The sequence below is a fragment of the Acinetobacter sp. TY1 genome, assembly GCF_048551395.1.
Classification (GTDB): Bacteria; Pseudomonadota; Gammaproteobacteria; order Pseudomonadales; family Moraxellaceae; genus Acinetobacter.
Genome location: NZ_JBLYZK010000002.1, coordinates 127,966 through 145,133 on the forward strand (window position 1 = coordinate 127,966; position 17,168 = coordinate 145,133).

19 protein-coding genes, 1 tRNA gene and 1 pseudogene are annotated in these 17,168 nt (G+C 37.4%); 8 read left to right on the forward strand and 13 right to left on the reverse strand.

The features are described 5' to 3' along the window. Positions 1–44: 44 nt before the first annotated feature. From ACK2M2_RS02025 to map, 3 genes are all read right to left on the reverse strand, one after another. On the reverse strand, positions 45–179 hold the full coding sequence (locus ACK2M2_RS02025; RefSeq protein WP_419345953.1) for a hypothetical protein: 135 nt from the start codon (positions 177–179) through the stop codon (positions 45–47). Further along, positions 172–1,398 carry an MFS transporter gene (locus ACK2M2_RS02030; RefSeq protein ID WP_419345954.1) on the reverse strand — a complete coding sequence of 409 codons (1,227 nt, stop codon included), beginning with the start codon at positions 1,396–1,398 and terminating at the stop codon, positions 172–174. The genes ACK2M2_RS02025 and ACK2M2_RS02030 overlap by 8 nt, the downstream gene beginning before the upstream one ends. 237 nt (positions 1,399–1,635) lie before the next feature. Next, positions 1,636–2,463, reverse strand: a complete 828-nt coding sequence (map, locus tag ACK2M2_RS02035; RefSeq protein WP_409512154.1) for a type I methionyl aminopeptidase — start codon at positions 2,461–2,463, stop codon at positions 1,636–1,638. 223 nt (positions 2,464–2,686) lie between these two features. Here map and rpsB point away from each other — a divergent pair, with 223 nt between their 5' ends. The 6 genes from rpsB to ACK2M2_RS02065 all read left to right on the forward strand — a co-directional run bounded on the left by rpsB (position 2,687) and on the right by ACK2M2_RS02065 (position 7,404). Further along, complete coding sequence (gene rpsB / locus ACK2M2_RS02040; protein WP_409512155.1) at positions 2,687–3,439, forward strand: 30S ribosomal protein S2; 753 nt, start codon at positions 2,687–2,689, stop codon at positions 3,437–3,439. 142 nt (positions 3,440–3,581) lie between these two features. Further along, complete coding sequence (gene tsf, locus ACK2M2_RS02045) at positions 3,582–4,460, forward strand: translation elongation factor Ts (protein ID WP_409512156.1); 879 nt, start codon at positions 3,582–3,584, stop codon at positions 4,458–4,460. 149 nt (positions 4,461–4,609) lie between these two features. Beyond that, entirely contained in the window at positions 4,610–5,209 is a 600-nt protein-coding gene (locus ACK2M2_RS02050; protein WP_419345955.1) for a DUF3465 domain-containing protein, read from the forward strand. A gap of 118 nt (positions 5,210–5,327) precedes the next feature. After that, complete coding sequence (locus tag ACK2M2_RS02055; protein WP_419345956.1) at positions 5,328–6,158, forward strand: helix-turn-helix domain-containing protein; 831 nt, start codon at positions 5,328–5,330, stop codon at positions 6,156–6,158. A gap of 149 nt (positions 6,159–6,307) precedes the next feature. Continuing rightward, a complete protein-coding gene (locus tag ACK2M2_RS02060) occupies positions 6,308–7,096 on the forward strand; it encodes an AzlC family ABC transporter permease (RefSeq protein WP_419345957.1) in 789 nt (262 codons plus the stop codon). Then, positions 7,093–7,404, forward strand: a complete 312-nt coding sequence (locus tag ACK2M2_RS02065) for an AzlD domain-containing protein (protein ID WP_419345958.1) — start codon at positions 7,093–7,095, stop codon at positions 7,402–7,404. The genes ACK2M2_RS02060 and ACK2M2_RS02065 overlap by 4 nt, the downstream gene beginning before the upstream one ends. Positions 7,405–7,457: 53 nt before the next feature. Here the strand turns inward: ACK2M2_RS02065 and ACK2M2_RS02070 are convergent, their stop codons facing one another. The 10 genes and pseudogenes from ACK2M2_RS02070 to ACK2M2_RS02115 all read right to left on the reverse strand — a co-directional run bounded on the left by ACK2M2_RS02070 (position 7,458) and on the right by ACK2M2_RS02115 (position 16,396). Further along, complete coding sequence (locus tag ACK2M2_RS02070; protein WP_409512161.1) at positions 7,458–7,904, reverse strand: DUF962 domain-containing protein; 447 nt, start codon at positions 7,902–7,904, stop codon at positions 7,458–7,460. Positions 7,905–8,003: 99 nt separating this feature from the next. Then, positions 8,004–9,809, reverse strand: coding sequence for an amidohydrolase (locus ACK2M2_RS02075; RefSeq protein WP_419345959.1), 1,806 nt, complete (start codon positions 9,807–9,809; stop codon positions 8,004–8,006). A 149-nt stretch (positions 9,810–9,958) separates the two neighbouring features. Next, on the reverse strand, positions 9,959–10,162 hold the full coding sequence (locus tag ACK2M2_RS02080; RefSeq protein WP_419345960.1) for a hypothetical protein: 204 nt from the start codon (positions 10,160–10,162) through the stop codon (positions 9,959–9,961). Positions 10,163–10,651: 489 nt separating this feature from the next. After that, the gene (locus ACK2M2_RS02085; RefSeq protein ID WP_409512163.1) at positions 10,652–11,263 is read right to left on the reverse strand and encodes a septal ring lytic transglycosylase RlpA family protein; all 612 of its coding nucleotides are present in this window, start codon (positions 11,261–11,263) and stop codon (positions 10,652–10,654) included. A 284-nt stretch (positions 11,264–11,547) separates the two neighbouring features. Continuing rightward, complete coding sequence (gene mltB, locus ACK2M2_RS02090; protein ID WP_419345961.1) at positions 11,548–12,549, reverse strand: lytic murein transglycosylase B; 1,002 nt, start codon at positions 12,547–12,549, stop codon at positions 11,548–11,550. Between the two features lie 65 nt (positions 12,550–12,614). Then, positions 12,615–12,852 (reverse strand): annotated as a pseudogene (locus ACK2M2_RS02095) (FtsW/RodA/SpoVE family cell cycle protein); the annotation flags it as partial. Positions 12,853–13,191: 339 nt separating this feature from the next. Next, a complete protein-coding gene (locus ACK2M2_RS02100; protein ID WP_409512165.1) occupies positions 13,192–13,842 on the reverse strand; it encodes a hypothetical protein in 651 nt (216 codons plus the stop codon). An 18-nt stretch (positions 13,843–13,860) separates the two neighbouring features. Continuing rightward, positions 13,861–14,691, reverse strand: a complete 831-nt coding sequence (gene queF, locus ACK2M2_RS02105) for an NADPH-dependent 7-cyano-7-deazaguanine reductase QueF (protein ID WP_419345962.1) — start codon at positions 14,689–14,691, stop codon at positions 13,861–13,863. Continuing rightward, positions 14,691–15,464, reverse strand: a complete 774-nt coding sequence (locus ACK2M2_RS02110; protein ID WP_419345963.1) for an ABC transporter permease — start codon at positions 15,462–15,464, stop codon at positions 14,691–14,693. The genes queF and ACK2M2_RS02110 overlap by 1 nt, the downstream gene beginning before the upstream one ends. Beyond that, positions 15,461–16,396: an ABC transporter ATP-binding protein gene (locus ACK2M2_RS02115; RefSeq protein WP_409512168.1), complete on the reverse strand. Its 936-nt coding sequence runs from the start codon at positions 16,394–16,396 to the stop codon at positions 15,461–15,463. Before ACK2M2_RS02115 ends, ACK2M2_RS02110 begins: the two co-directional genes overlap by 4 nt. Positions 16,397–16,593: 197 nt before the next feature. Here ACK2M2_RS02115 and ACK2M2_RS02120 point away from each other — a divergent pair. Together ACK2M2_RS02120 and ACK2M2_RS02125 are read left to right on the forward strand one after the other, a co-directional pair. Further along, positions 16,594–16,669 (forward strand) — tRNA-Arg (locus tag ACK2M2_RS02120). A gap of 199 nt (positions 16,670–16,868) precedes the next feature. Next, on the forward strand, positions 16,869–16,991 hold the full coding sequence (locus ACK2M2_RS02125) for a hypothetical protein (protein WP_419345964.1): 123 nt from the start codon (positions 16,869–16,871) through the stop codon (positions 16,989–16,991). The last annotated feature ends 177 nt before the right edge of the window (positions 16,992–17,168 follow it).

Consider the following 17,168-nt stretch of genomic DNA (forward strand, 5'->3'; position numbering starts at 1 on the left):
ATACTTATGGGTTTTTTAATATTTAAAATTTTATAAAAAATAAATTAATGTGCACAAAAAGCATTATTAAAATATTCAAACAGTTCAGGTGTGTTGAGCCATAAGCCAATAGCCAGACTAAATAAGACTATGATGCCAAACACAATACTTGTTTTTAGCCAAAGTAGTGAATCAGTCATTGACGATCGCCTCCTCATTGACAAAGAAATGTACCATGACACCTAGAGCACTTAATACAATTGAACACATCCAAATCAGGTTATAGTTTCCTGTTATATCGTGGTTTAAGCCACCTAACCATCCACCAAAAAATGATCCAATCTGATGAGTGAAAAATACGATGCCGCTGAGCATAGTGAGATATTTCACACCGAACATATTGGCAACAATACCGTTTGTAAGTGGAACAGTAGATAACCATAATAGTCCCATAATAATACCAAAAGCATAAACTGTATAAAGGCTTAACGGTAATGCAAGAAATGAAATAATGGTAATGCCACGTAAACCATAAAGCCACATAAGTAAATGTGGTTTTGAGTATTTATCACCGAGCCAACCTGCGCTATAGGTACCAATAATATTAAATAGTCCAACTAAAGCTAAAAAGACCGTACCTGTCGAGGCATCAAAACCATGATCAATTAAATAACCTGGTAAATGAATCCCTAGGAAAACGACCTGAAAACCACAGACTAAAAAGCCTAAAGCCAGCCATAAAAATGGTTTGTGATTAAACGCAATTTTTAAAATTTGTTTAAAGGACATATTTGGCTTGTTGGCTTGCTTAATGGCATTGGGTGCTACATAAGCAGGTGCTTTAAGCAGCCAAGCCAGCGGAATAACCAATGCAACTAAAATAGCACTAATCACCAATGCAGATGACCATCCAAAATGCTTAATCAGTAGTAGGGTTGTTGGCAACATGATAAATTGCCCAAATGACCCTGCTGCACTCGCAATCCCCATCGCCATACCTCGTTTAGAGGGATGTGCTGCACGACCAACGGCAGACAATAAAACTGAAAAAGATGTTGCAGATAACGCCATGCCGATAATTAAGCCTGCGCTCAAATCAAGTAGCCACACACTTGAACTGACCGACATCAGTCCTAAACCAATACAATACAGAACACCACCAACAGCTACGACTTTTTTACTTCCGTACTTATCTGCTAACGCTCCAGTGAATGGTTGTACTGCACCCCAAAGTAGATTTTGAAATGCAATTGCCAAGCTAAAAACTTGATGGCTCCATCCAAATTCGTGACTCATTGGCACAAGGTATAAGCCAAAGCCATGTCGAATGCCTAAGGAGAGCGCCAAAATAAATGCACTTCCAATGAGCATATATATGAGGGGCTTGGAGAAGCGAGTTTCATCCTGAGTGACTGACATACATCATTCCGTTGAATCGTAATATGAGAATATTAAAGTATTCACTGGCAAGTAGCGACAGAATAAATATTTATCGATTGATAAATTCTATTTATGGCATATTTTTTTGTATTAATGATTTTATTTTGAAAAAATGAGAGCTAATAAAAAAGGTCATTTTAAAAATGACCTTTTTTGCGCTAAAAAATAAATCTTTTTTTTGCACTATGTTTTTAACAAAATATGACCAAAGATATATTATTGAACAAAACGGGATAAATCCTCTTCAGGACGTGCAGTAAGGATTTCAACACCATTTTTAGTTACAAGCAATGTATGTTCATATTGTGCAGATAAACTATGATCTTTAGTTACAACTGTCCATTTATCACCAAGGAGTTTAGTTTTCCAATCACCACCATTGACCATAGGTTCAATGGTAAAAGTCATGCCTTCTTCAAGTACCATGCCGCTATTGCCTTGACCGTAATGGAGTACTTGTGGTTCATCATGGAAAACCGTACCAATACCGTGACCGCAATATTCACGTACAACACCAAAACGCTCAGACTCTACATATTTTTGAATCGCAGCGCCAATATCACCAATGGTTGAGCCAGGTTTTACCGTTTCAATACCACGGTACATCGCTTCTTGAGCAACTTTACATAAACGCTCAGCCAAAATTGTGGTTTCACCGCCCACGATATACATCATGTTGGTGTCGCCGTGGAAACCATCTTTAATGACAGTGACATCAATATTTAAAATATCGCCTTTTTTCAGAATTTTACTATCTGATGGAATGCCGTGGCAGACCACATGGTTGACAGATGTGCAGATTACATGCTGAAAAGCAGGGCGACCAGGTGCGGCGCCATAACCTAGGCAAGCAGGAATAGCCTCTTGTTTATTGACAATATAGTCATGACAAATCGTATCCAATTCAAGTGTAGAAACACCTGGTTTGATATGCGGTTTGATCATATCCAAAACCTCTGCCGCTAATCGTCCTGCAATACGCATTTTCTCAATTTCATCTGCGGTTTTGATTAAACGACGTGGAGCTTCATAAGTACTGTTCATGATCTTTAAAAACTTTTGGAAATTTGTATGTGACTATGGTATAAATAGCCGCCCAATTTATCAAATGCTTTCTGTTACTTTCTTTCTTTGAGAAAGACGGATGGTTATTTAGATAAGGGGCATTTAAAAATCCGCACATATGTCGTCACATTACTCTGGGTGCCTGAATAAGGTGGAGAATGCGGACATATGGAGGCCTAACCCAAACTTTAAGGTAAAGAAAATGGCAGATTACAACGTAAGCATGCGCGACCTTCTAACAGCTGGCGCACACTTTGGTCACCAAACTCGCTTCTGGAACCCAAAAATGAGTCAATACATTTTTGGTGCGCGTAACAAAATTCACATCATTAACCTTGAGCACACTGTTCCTGCGTTAAACGATGCTTTGAACTTTGTTAACAAACTTGCTAGCAAGAAAAACAAAGTGTTATTCGTTGGTACTAAACGTGCTGCTTCTAACATCATCCGTGAACAAGCTCAACGCGCAGGTCAACCATATGTTGATCACCGCTGGTTGGGTGGTATGTTGACTAACTGGAAAACTCTTCGTCAGTCAATCAACCGTTTAAAAGACCTTCAAACTCAATCACAAGATGGTACTTTTGCTAAACTTACTAAACGTGAAGCATTAGAACGTACTCGTGAAATGGAAAAACTTGAACGTGGTCTTGGTGGTGTTAAGAACATGGGCGGTTTACCTGACGCATTGTTCATCATTGACGTTGATCACGAAGCGATTGCAATTAAAGAAGCTAAGAACCTTGGTATTCCTGTAATTGGTATCGTTGATACAAACTCTAACCCAGATAACGTAGATTTCGTTATTCCTGGTAATGATGATGCGATTCGTGCTGTTACTCTTTATGCTTCTGCTATGGCTGATGCGATTCTTGCTGGTAAAGAATTTGCTCAAACTCAAGCAAATGCACAAGCTAAAGGCGAAGAAGCTGCGAAAGAAGCTCCTGAAGCTTAATGCGTTTTTGATGCAACCTTGTCACTTTTGCGACATGTAAGGGTGGCAATTAAGCGTCAAACAGGCAGAAACGGCTCAGATTTAAGGTTTGGGCCGTTTTTGTTCAACAGATTCATTTTTCTACCGTATTTAGGAGAACAACATGACTGCAGTTACTGCGAGCATGGTAAAAGAATTACGTGACCGTACTGGTCTTGCGATGATGGAATGCAAAAAAGCATTGACAGAAGCAGACGGTGATATTGAATTAGCGATTGATAACCTTCGTAAATCAGGTCAAGCAAAAGCTGCTAAAAAAGCAGGTAATATTGCTGCTGATGGCGCAATTACAATTGTTCAAGATGGCAACAAAGCAATTATTCTTGAAGTAAACTGTCAAACTGACTTCGTTGCTAAAGACGAAAACTTTGCTGGTTTCTCTACTAAAGTTGCTACTGCTGCGCTTGCTGCAAACGAAACTGATGCTGCTAAAATTGTTGAACTTAAACTTGAAGATGGTCTTACTGTAGAAGAAGCGCGTATTGCACTTGTTCAAAAAATCGGTGAAAACATTCAAGTACGTCGTGCAAAAATTGTTGAAGGCGAAAACCTTGCAGTTTATAAACACGGTTTACGTATTGGTGTTGTTGTGTCTTACACAGGTTCTGCGGAAACTGGTAAAGGTGTTGCAATGCACGTTGCTGCGTTCAACCCAGTTGCTGTAACTGCTGAAGATGTTCCTGCTGAGCTTGTTGCTAAAGAGAAAGAAATTGCTGAAGCTAAAGCAATCGAATCTGGTAAGCCTGCAAATATCGTTGAAAAAATGGTTTCTGGTTCAGTTGACAAATACTTGAACGAAGTTGTTCTTGAGCGTCAAATGTACGTAATCGACAACGATAAGAAAGTTGCTGAAATCCTTAAATCAACTGCGACAACAATCGTTGAGTTTGTTCGTTTCGAAGTTGGTGAAGGTATTGAGAAGAAAGCTGAAATGAGCTTTGCTGATGAAGTTGCTGCTGCTCAAGCTGCTGCTGCTCAATAAGTTTTATTGATTCAGTTTTTCTGAATCGGTGAAATAAAAAACCCTCAAATATTTTTGAGGGTTTTTTATTTGTTTAAATTTCAAGACTGATTACATTTATATAAGATGAAACATCTTATAATACTAAAAATTAATTTAAATCTATTGTTATGGCAAATAAAATAAATTTGGGTATTGGTGTGGTTATTATACTGCTTGTTACAGTGTATTTTGGTGTGGATCTTAATCAAAATCAGCGTGAAACAGCAAAGCCTCAAATACTACAGCAATCAAGTGAACGATCACAGTCACAAGAAAAATTACCATCTTCGCTTGAGCAGTTAGATCAACCATTGCATGCAGATCAGCATTCAAATACATCATCGGATGATGAAAAAACACAGCATGGTACATCGAATAGCAGTCAGAATCGTCATGGTTTAGAGGTTATTCGTCAATCATTTGACCGTAAAATTAGTAATGTTCAGGTGCAGTCTGAAGGTCAGGTAAAAGCGATTTTACGAGATGATAATGAGGGTTCACGCCATCAAAAATTTATTTTGTCTTTGAATAATGGTTTGACGATTTTAGTGGCACACAATATAGATTTATCACCACGAATTGAAAATTTGAAAAAAGGCGATGTTGTTGAGTTTTTTGGCGAGTATGAATATAGCCCGCAAGGTGGTGTAATGCACTGGACACATCATGATCCACGAGGTCATCATACCGATGGTTGGTTAAAGCATCAGGGTAAAACTTATAAATAATTTTTGTTAAAAAAATTAGATGTGCTTTTCGTGAAATAATGAATTAAAAATAGCAATTTTGTTCTATATTACACAAAGTATTGATTTTAAAATAAAGCTGTATATGTAGGAATATCATATGAGCATTATAAAGGAACATGCTGATTTTATTCATCTTAAAGAATTTGGTGGTTTAGAATTACTTAAAGCACGTTATCATCACAAGCAGTTTTCGCGTCATGTTCATGAAGGTTATTGTATAGGTGTGATTGAGGAAGGGGCGCAAAGTTTCTTTCGTACAGGTCAGCTACATACAGCACCGAAAGGTGACATTATTTTGGTCAATGCTGATGAGATTCATACAGGCTCTTCTGCTGTGGAATCGGGTTGGGGTTATCGGGCGATTTATCCAACCTATGAAATGTTACATGATGTCAGTCAAGATTTTTTTACTATAAAGAATAGTGTGCCATGGTTTCCTCAGGCTGTAGTGCATGATGTCGGTTTAGCACAACAACTGATTTTACTGTTTGATTTATTAGAACAAAAAGAAAATACGCTATTGAAAGAAAGTATGTATTTATCGACTTTGGCACGCTTATTTCAATTGTATGGTCGTGCCAAATTGAGCCAAGCGGAATTGCCCGAAGCACAGCGTAAAGTGGAGCTAATCAAAGATTTACTGAGTGCATTTCCTGCACATGATTTTTCTTTAACTGAGCTTGCAGCGCATGTTGGTTTAAGTCCATGGCATTTTTTAAGAGAATTTAAAAAACATACAGGATTACCTCCGCACAGTTGGCTGATTCAGATTCGTTTACGTTATGCACGGCAATTGCTCAAACAAGGCGAGAGCATTGCGCAAACAGCACAAAATAGTGGTTTCTCTGATCAAAGCCATTTAAATCGTCATTTTAAAAAAGCGATGGGTGTAACGCCTGCACAATATTTATTAAATTTTAAGCATTAATTTATAGTTGTAGTAGCAAGTGATTGATTTAATTTCAAAATAAGGCTTTATTTATTATTCATTTGCTGCGAATAGCAATTTTGTTCAAGGCAAACTTATTTAATTGGAAGATATTGAAGGGTATTCAAAAAGTAAATTCAGGATGTTGAATGTCGGATTTTAATGAAATAAATGCGGAATCAATACGATCAGAACATATTGCTCAAGCCAATTCAAATCAAATCCATTTAAGTAAAACCCATTTAAGTGAAACAAGTAACACTGCATTATTTCGTCAGGGTGTATTAGATATTTTACCTTTATCGATTGCAGTTTTACCTTGGGGGATTTTGGCGGGCTCAATGGCAATCAATGCAGGATTATCAACTGCACAGGCTTTTGCTATGTCATCAGTGATTTTTGCAGGTGCCGCACAGTTGGTGAGCTTGGGCTTGGTCATGTCAGATGCATCGGCATTGACCATACTACTGACGGTTTTCTTTTTGACATCACAACATTTAATTTATGCATTGAATATGCGTGCAGATATTCAACATTTTTCTTGGCAGAAAAGATTGGTGATGGGCTTTTTGTTGACTGATGAATTATTTGCAGTCAGTCAACGTGAAAAAGCATCTAAAAAGTTTGCGTATTTATTTGGTGCAGGGCTATGTTTTTATTTGAGTTGGTGTGTTTTTAGTGTACTCGGTATGTTGCTTGCACGTTCAATCCCAAATTTGGACAGTTTGCATTTAGATTTTTCTATTGCAGCATTGTTTATCTTAATTATTGTGCCATTAATTAAGAATTTAGCATCTTTGGTTGGTGTATTGGTAACAGTTATTTTCGTGTGCATATTTAAATATTTTGCAATTGAAGCAGGTATTGTTTTGGCAGCCCTTACGGGAATGCTGAGTGCGGTTTGTATGCAAAAAGCTCAAAAAGGAGCGCAAAAATGACTTGGTTGCTCTTATGTAGTTTAGCGTTGATTGTATTTATTAATCGTTATGTTTTTCTTGAACCTAAAGTTGTAATTCGCTTGCCTGTATTTTTCCAACAAATGTTGCAATATTCTGCACCATGTCTATTGGTTGCAATTTGTGCGCCGATTATCTTTTTTCAAGGTGATCAATTGCGAGTGAATATTTTTGATCCCTATATTTTAAGTGCGACTTTGTGTGTGATTTTGGCACTTTTGAATCAACGGATTTTGCTGAATTTGAGTCTTGCTTTAGTGTGTTTTTATACACTCAATTATTTATTATAGCACGCTTAAATGGGTCAGATTTTCTAAAAAATACCGACCCATGCTAATTTGCGCTAAAAAGCCTCTTTTTGGCGTGTTTTCCATTTAGGTGCTACTTTGCCTAAATAGGCATCCATGCACCATAGAGGTCCAATTAGGAGGAATTGGAGGTCTTTAAAGAATGAAGGCTTTTTACCTTCCACTTTGTGACCATAGAATTGTCCAATCCAAGCCACGACAAAGAGCCCGATATAGAATCCTGCTCCGACTGGTAGAATCACAATGAGCCATGCCATGACAAATAATAAGGCTGCCATTGCAACTGCTAAAACAAGATCAAGTCGTGCATAAAAAACCAAAGTTAAAACGAGAATGAGTGCTGTGAGCATTGCACTAAATTGTGCGAGGATGCCAATAATTGAAAACAAGATGGCAGGTACACAGAGCCAGTGAATGACTTTGTTGGTTTTATTTTGGTGGCTTTCGCTATATTCATCTAACCATTCCGTTACGGTTTTCATTGTTGCAATCCTCGCTCAATCATTTGATTTTTTATTGAGAGAAATATAACCTGAAAATTGACATGGGTCAAAATTCAGGTCATCACCACATACAACAATTTATTTTTCAAGTGCTTGATAAACTGATTGTCCTTCTTTGTAGGTCGCTAAAATTTTGATGTTTTTAATCTGTTGTGGCTCAATAGTGATTGGGTTGTCACTGAGGATGACAAAATCGGCGAGTTTACCTGCGGTCAGTGTACCTTTACGATCTTCTTCAAAGTATTGATATGCAGCCCAATCCGTCATACTTTTAAGTCCAATATAAGGACTGACTTTTTGGTCTTGACCTAAAAGCTTACCACTGCGTGTGGTTCGGTTTACCGTTGCATCCAAGGTCATCATGCTGTTTGGTGGAATGACAGGGGCATCATGATGTTCTGTAAATATCATACCACGTCGAAGTGCAGATCCTGTTGGTGAGATACGATCAGCTCGTTCAAGACCTAAAGTCTCTTGAACATGCCAATCTCCCCAATAATACGTATGTAATGAAAAGAACGATGGAATTAGTTTTAATTTCTTCGCTGTATCTAATTGATCTTCTCGCATAGTTTGCGCATGAATAATCACATTACGGCGGTCAGCTTCTGGAAATTTTTGTTCTGATTTTTGAATGACTCTTAGATATTGATCAATTGCTGCATCACCGTTGGCGTGTGCAAGAACCTGCCAGTGGTTTTTAAAAGCTAGATCAATGGCATCTTGAACAGTTTTTCCTTGAGGGTAAGCAGGATAGCCACGATATGATTTTGATTGCCCTTCAGGTGGAATTAGATACGGTTTTGTTAGCCAGGCTGTTTTTCCTTGTGGTGATCCATCTAAGCTGATTTTTACACCACCTATTCGATAATGGTTTTGATACTGCACGCTACTGCCATTTTTCAGCATATAGTCTTTTTCAGAAATGAGGTCAGGATAGACTACAACATCGATTGGTAGTCTTTTCTGTAGAGCCAAGTTTCGCCATAATTCAGCAGTACCTGCATCTGCACGACCCTCTTGAACGGTGGTATAGCCATTTTTTATATACGTTTTCAAGGCAGTCTGTGCCATTTGAAGCATCACATCGGGTGGAACATTTTTAAATGCTTGCAACATAGAACTAAAGACAACGCTTTCTTCAAGTACACCATTTGGAATTTGTGTATTTTTAACACGACGGATGACACCGCCATCAGGATCGGGAGTATTCTGATTAATTTTGAGTAATTCTAGCGCTTTATGATTTGCTGAGGCGAGGTGTCCAGACTGATGCAAAATTAGAATGGGTTGATCTTTGGAAACTTGATCGAGGTCATCTGCCGTGGGATGACGCTTTTCTTTTAGCTGAGCATCATCATAGCCATTGCCTATAATCCAACCCGAAGTTGCACGAATAAATTCAGGATTATCTTTTTGCCATTGTTTAAGTGATGCAATCAGAGAGGGGATATCTGTGACATTGCCATCGGGTGGTGCATATAAATTAGCAACGGTTTGCTGCATACCAACGGAGTTAACGTGGCTATGTGCATCAATTAGTCCGGGAATGGCGGTGCGCTGATGTAAATTAAGCTCTTTCGCATTTGGGGCACGTTTTTTGGCTTCAGCTAAAGAGCCATTGAACTGGATGATGCCATTTTCAATTAGCAGTGCTTCACTGTACTGCGGTGTATCTCCTTGCATGGTTAAAATAGGTCCGCCAAATACAATAAGATTTGAAGATGTTGGGATCTGTTGCTGTTGAGCGAATTGAATGGGTTGTGTACAAGCAATAAGTAATGGCGTGAGAGCAAATAATGTTGAAAAATTGGCGCTTTTTTTGAAAAAATGTCTCAATGTTTTTGAGGACTGGGTGTGAGCTGGTTGTAAGTTATTTGTCATCATCTTCCCCTGAATATCCACTTCATGTGAATTTTTTAAATAGCTGATTCTAAAATAACAAACAAGCATGTATTTAAGCTAGGGACTGATACACAGTTTTCTGAGGAATTTGTTTAAAAATGTATTTGAAACTAATACTTAAAATACCATCAAAAGCATAAAGTAGATAATAATTCTATGCCAAGCTTGTCAAAGGTAGCACCATGACCGATTGGAATTGGAATAGATAATAAACCCACCATGGTAGTTCCTAAAATTGCACCACCATAGTTAAAAATATTAATTCGTGTAAGAATTTTATCACGACGGTTTGGAACAAGCTTTACTGCTACTGAGAAAATGAGTGATGCCAAAGCACCAATAACAATACAAAATTGTTGGCTAGCACTATAGAGTAGGTAGACTAAACGCCAACAAGTGTTATTGATACTGCGGATTTAGCCAGTAATAGAGATGTCAGCAAAATACTCATTTGATAGGTAGCATAGCCTAAGGTTGTGATAGTTACAGATGCTATCAAAGTATCTTCAAGATATATCGTATTTCATGTACGGATGGCAGAATCTACAGTAAAGGTAATTAGAATAATTAAACCGTAGGAAAAAATAATTTTAAAGATGAAATTGTTGTTGTATGCATGGATTGTTTTGCTTTGTATGAATAATTACTTAAAACTGAGTCTACAATTACTACTACGGTAGTTAATGCTACTGTTGAACCAAACCTTGTCGATACAGGAGCAGGGCGTGAAAATTTCACCAAAAAATGCAGTAGCTGTAAAGCAATTAAAAAGCCACTTTTTAAAGTGGCTTCTTATTCATGAGCAATGCAGTGCACATGAATTACGAATTTGGACCATCGACACGTTCGATACTGACACGGCCAGTACCTGAGTTAGTCATACCTAACTGTTTAGCAGCACCGTAGGAAAGATCAAGTACGCGGTTACCATGGAATGGACCACGATCATTCACTTTCACCACAACACTTTTGCCATTATCTTTGTTGGTTACACGGATGTAACAGTTCAAAGGTAGGCTACGGTGAGCTGCAGTTAAGGCATTCATGTTGAATGTATCGCCACTTGCAGTTTTACGACCATGAAACTGACGACCATACCATGACGCAACGCCTGTTTGGCTAAATTTGCGGACAGTGCTAGAAGCAACTGTGTTCAATTTATCAATAACTGAAGGTTCATCTTTTGGGATTTCGATTTTAGCAGCAATCGTTTCACGACGAATCTTATCACCAGAGCGTTCAGTGATTGTTAAACTGTTTAAGTTTGAAAAGTGCGAATTAAAGTTATTCGCGTCTTTGCTGATCACACGGGAAGCAAGACTTGAGCTGTCTGAATCATTGTTTAGGTATGATGACTGAACCATTTCTGAGTTCACCTGAGTCATACTTAAACCCATCGTCAGGGCAGCAATATATTTAAGTGAAGCATGCATCGTTTAACTCCTTGGAACCTCGGATTACTTTCATAAGTCGCTGAAAATTAACCATTGAGGTCTGTAAATTCACTTGTGCAACTGCATTTAGCGGTAGGCGATAATATTCATGCAGTCACAAAGCTGTCTACTAAAAAGTGAAAAACAGTTACAAAAAGGACAAAAACTTACGCAATATGGTTGAAAAATAATCAATATTGTAACAATTTATAAAAAAAGTCTGTTTTGTGCACTATTTTGCATAAATATTTATTGACTTTTTTTAATTGCTAAAATTACAAGTCTTAACGACTTGCAATTTCAGTGCCTAAAAGCCATAACGCTGTTGCGTACATACGGCTCTTATTATAGGTTGTAATGACTTGGAAATTTGGGTAGGTGATGTAGTAAATAGGACCATAATCATCTTGTAGTTGTATGACATTGACCATATCCAAATCGTCAAATTTAACGATTGGATTCATTGGAGAAATTCCTTGTTTCTTCAAAATTCCATATGGTGTTGGTTGGGTTAAATCTTTGGCAATTACTGATTCTGGATTGTTCCCTATGTAGCGTGCTGGAAATGCGATAGGTTGGTTGCGCTGCCACCCATGTTGTGACAGATAATTTGCAATAGAGCCAATTGCATCGACAGCAGAATTTCGAAGGTCTACATGACCATTACCATCATAGTCCACCCCAAATTTTGGAATGTTGCTTGGCATAAACTGGGGGTAGCCCACAGCCCCTGCATAAGATCCAACAACTGAATTGGTCGGTACCCCATCTTTATAAGACCAGGCAATGAGTGCAGACAGTTCATCTTGGAAATATGCAGCACGGCGTTCGTAGCCAAAGCCGAGTGTTGCAAGGGCATCACGGGTAATAAAATTGCCTTTGTTAGAGCCAAAACCAGTTTCTACACCCAAAATACCCAAAATAATGGCTTGAGGTACACCGTATTGTTGTTCCGCACGATTTAGTGTTTCGGCATATTGATTTTTAAAACGCACACCGCGTTGAATTGTACCTTCTGATAAAAAATTAGTCTTATATTCATACCACGGCTTACTTTCACCAGGTCGATTCATAATATTGATAATACTTGGTATGTTTTTTGAACCATTCATTGCCCAGTCGACTTGTTGTTCGCTTAAACCATAGGTTTGCATTGTCTTGGTTTTGAAGTTGTTATAATTTGGATTACTCGCAAAATCATTGGCTTGGCAAAAGCTAGATAGCGGTAAAGCGATAGCACAGAGACTCAGATTTCTTAACTTATGAAAAATCCCAGATTTAAACATGTGTTCTATTTTCCTAATGATTAATATAAAAATATGCATAAAAACATCGATAACGATGTATAAAATTAACGGTGAGTATGAATAGATATCACAATACCAAAAGTTGCCATTAACGTAATAATCACAGTACTGCCATAACGTATAAATGGTAGTGGCACACCGACTACATGTAAAATACCATTGACCATGCTTGTATTTACAAATCTATACACAAAAATGATCATCCAAAGGCATCAATACAAGGCATCCATAATTGCAAAGACAATTCAGGTTGATTTGGAAAGATCTAAAAAGAGTGATGAAATTAAAGGATGATCAATAAACGCATGTAGATGCTAACACAATCAATCTGGAGCAGATGCTCATCAAATGTGTACATGAACTTTAAGGCGTTTGATGCTGTATTAAATGCTGTTAGATTGAACAAATAAGCCGATTTTTAATACTGTATTTAGCGTTGGTTTTTCTATTGAATGTGACTGAATTGAAGTACAGAAAAATGACTATATATAGTAGAAGAGTAATAGCGTTAGTAAATGAAAAAAGCCACGAACAATGAGAACGTGACTTTTATATGAAAGATTAAATATTGAGAATCAAACTTGAGTCTTATGAAACTTAATTTTTAATCAAATTTTTAGATTAATTAAAAAATAATGTGTCGTGATATTCAGCAATTGCACTGATTTCAATTTTATTTAAATTTGGAATCAGTTTATCTACAGCAATATGCACCGCCTTAGTGACTGCTGCTGCACCAATATCAGACGCTTTGCGTTTAATCATACCCAAATCAAGTGTTTTGTTGAAATCACGCATGAAGTGGTTAATGGTGGCATCGGCGAACTGCTTGTACTGTTCAGATAAAACAGCACGATTGATATCACCATTTTCTTTGATTTCAGCAAAACTATTTTTTAAGTTGGTTACGAGTGAAGAACTAAGTTCTACACCAACTACGCTATGTCCCGCAGGCGTTTTAAATAAGCTACGTTCAGAAAATTCAATCGATTGGCGTACCACATCATTATCAGCTTTACTGAGTAATTGTTTGAGAAGTACGGCAACTGTTGACTTTACATAACCTGCTAATTTTTCAGCAGTATCACGCTTATCACTTGCAGGAAAACGACGTACAAGTTCAATTAAAACCGCATCAAGGATTTCGTCATTAATTAATAATGCAGTTTGATCACGTAATGGGTAAAGCGGTTCATTAGAATTTTTTTTCTCAATTCCAGTCTGAATGTTCTTTAACAGTTCTTCAGAAGGAACAAAACCAAAAAAGGGCATTGTAAAAACCTCAATGTTTTATTGTCGCGCCAATCGAATTGGGCTTGGCATCCATGATTCATCCGATACACGTACAGGGTTAATATCCAATCCACCACGACGTGTATATGTTGCATACACCATCAGCTTTTCTGGTTGTAGTATTTGCCAAATATCAGCAAAAATTTGTTCCACACATTGTTCGTGGAAACCATTATGTTGACGGTAAGAAATAATATAAGCTAAAAGATTACGATAACAAGGTTTTTTACCTTGATAACGAATAAAAACTGTTCCCCAATCGGGCTGACCCGTTACAGGGCAATTACTTCGAAGTAGATGTGAATATAGCTCTACTTCGATGGACTCTACATTTTCCTGATTTGTATCAGTTTGCTCAAGACGAAGTAAAGTTGCATCAGGATGATTAGATAAACGTTCAGGTACTTGATCATCAATACAAGTACCAGATGGTTTGGTAATATCTAACTCATCTGCTTGAAATAAAGTTAATGTCACAGGTGCTTGTGCAACATGTGACAAATCTTTTTCAACAGTCGCAATAAAAGCATCTTTAGATTCAAATTGAGTGAAGTTCATACTATTGAAGTAGAGCTTTAATGATTTTGACTCGATCAAGTTTGGCGAGGAAGCAGGTAATGTAATACGCCCAATAGCCACTTGTGGAATTCCATGTACATTCAGCCATGAAATTTCAAAGACATGCCACCAATCCTTGCCTTTGTAGATTCCATCTACATGCGCATATTTTTCACGTGGCTGAGCACGTGAAATTGGGAAAAGAATATCGGGCTGATAAGTAGTCGGGTAGTCGGTTTCTTTACCTAAAAGAGAGAGTTCAACAGTCATTATTCACGCATTCCTGCACCACGAGAAAGTAAATAGTAGGCAATACCATAAAGTAGTCCACAGCATAAGGTCACAACAGTAAGTGATAAAGAGACATTCACATCACTATGACCTAAGATGCCGTAACGGAAGGCATTAACCATATATACAATCGGGTTAATTAAAGAGAGATTTTGCCAAAAAGGGCTGAGAGCACTAATTGAATAGAATACACCACCTAAATAAGTTAGGGGAGTTAGTACAAAGGTAGGGATGATTGAAATATCATCAAAAGATTTTGCATATACAGCGTTAATTAAACCACCCAATGAAAACAATAGAGAGGTGATAACGACTGTATATATAGTCACGAAAATATTATGAATAGCTAAATCGGTGAAAAATAGGCTCATTACTGTGACAATAGCACCGACTAAGATACCTCGACTTAAACCACCAATCACAAAGCCGAGTAAAACCAAATGTAAAGGTACAGGACTCATAATTAGTTCTTCAATGCTTTTTTGAAATTTGGCACTGAAGTAGCTTGAAGAGACATTGGCATAACTATTGGTAATTACAGCCATCATAATAAGACCAGGAACAATGAATTGCATATAGGTGAAACCACCCATTTGTCCAATACGTGAACCGACCAAATTACCAAAAATCACAAAGTACAAACTCATCGTAATTGCGGGTGGTAGTAATGTTTGTGGCCAAATTCGCATAAAACGACGAATTTCTTTAGAGACGAGGGTATAAAGTGCAACTCTCATTTGGTTAAAATTCATTGAGCAGCTCCTTCAAGATTTTTTTCCACCATTTTGACAAATAACTCTTCTAGACGGTTGGATTTGTTACGCATACTTCGTACTTGAATACCTTTTGCTTCAAAAAGTTGGAATAAATCATTCATGGAATGCATTTTATCCATGGTTACTTCTAAAGTTACAGAGTCAATAAAGCTAAATTTGAGCCCAATAATATCAATGTTGAATGGTTCAATCGGATGATCTAAGTCAAAAATAAAAGACTCTTCATTGAGCTGATTTAAAAAGGCTTTCATGGTGGTATCTTCTTTGATTACACCGCGGTCAATAATGGCAATACGACGTGCCAACAATTCGGCTTCTTCTAAATAGTGCGTTGTTAAAATAATAGATGTGCCATTTTCATTCATTTCAGTGAGAAAGTCCCACATTGATCGGCGTAGCTCAATGTCTACACCTGCGGTCGGCTCATCTAAAATAAGTAGTTTAGGTTCATGCATCATGGCACGGGCAATCATGAGGCGACGTTTCATCCCTCCTGAGAGCATACGACCTTGAGTATTGCGTTTTTCCCATAAGCCTAATTTTTCTAAATAATGTTCAGCCCGTTGTTCAGCAGTTTTCTTTGGAATGCCATAATAGCCTGCTTGAGTGACCAAAATATCAAAGGTCTTTTCAAATTGACCAAAGTTAAACTCTTGTGGCACAACACCTAAATTCTGTTTCGCTGCAGATGGATGAGTATCTAAGCTGTGTCCAAAAATTTCAACGGTGCCTGAAGTTTTTTTGGTCAATGAGCTGATGATGCTGATCGTTGTCGATTTACCTGCGCCATTTGGCCCTAATAATGCATAAAATTCACCTTCAGGGACGGTTAAATCGATGCCTTTTAATGCTTGAAAACCATTTTTATAGGTTTTGGATAAATCTCTTAACGTCAATGCATCAGTCATGAAATTCTCATAGATTGAAATAAAGTCATATTGTGAGTGATCTTGTTGAATAAACCAAGCTTGATACATGGAATAGTGCGTTGCGTTTAATGAGTATTGTATAAAGTGTGAACAGCAATGCCTGCTATTTGGGTTAAAGCATTGATATAAGCTTTACCTTGTCATTTTTTTTGTTATGATGTGCGCATTCTACAAAAGCGCTCATAGCTCAACTGGATAGAGTACAGGTCTCCGAAGCCTGTGGCGTGGGTTCGAGTCCCGCTGAGCGCACCAAATACTATGTATAAAGTTGTACAAACCTGTTGTATATAATAGACATAACAATAAAAACCCGTATAAAGTTGTATAGAGTAATTTAAAGCTGTAACGCAAAAAATGCCAAAACAAGTAATTTCGCTTACAGACTCAAAAATAAAAGCATTCTTTTTCAATGCCTTCAAGTTCTGTTATATCTAGCTGTAGTCAATATCCAATGAACGTTAATATTGAATTTATTGCTCGAGAGTTTGATGAAGCAACATTATTGAATATTGCAGTGGCATTTGAAAAAGTAAATCCTGCACGTCAAGTCCCGACCCATACACCGGCACTGTAAGATTACTTTGATCTAAAACTGAAAGAATTTAGAGCTAATTTCTGTCTTATAAATAATAAAAGTCCAACACCATGTTGGGCTTTTTGTATTTGTTATTTTAGGTACCACTCCTGTTATTCCTCCTAATGTTTTATAAGTTTTTAAGTGTAATTTGAAGTTTTAATAATTTTAAAGCTA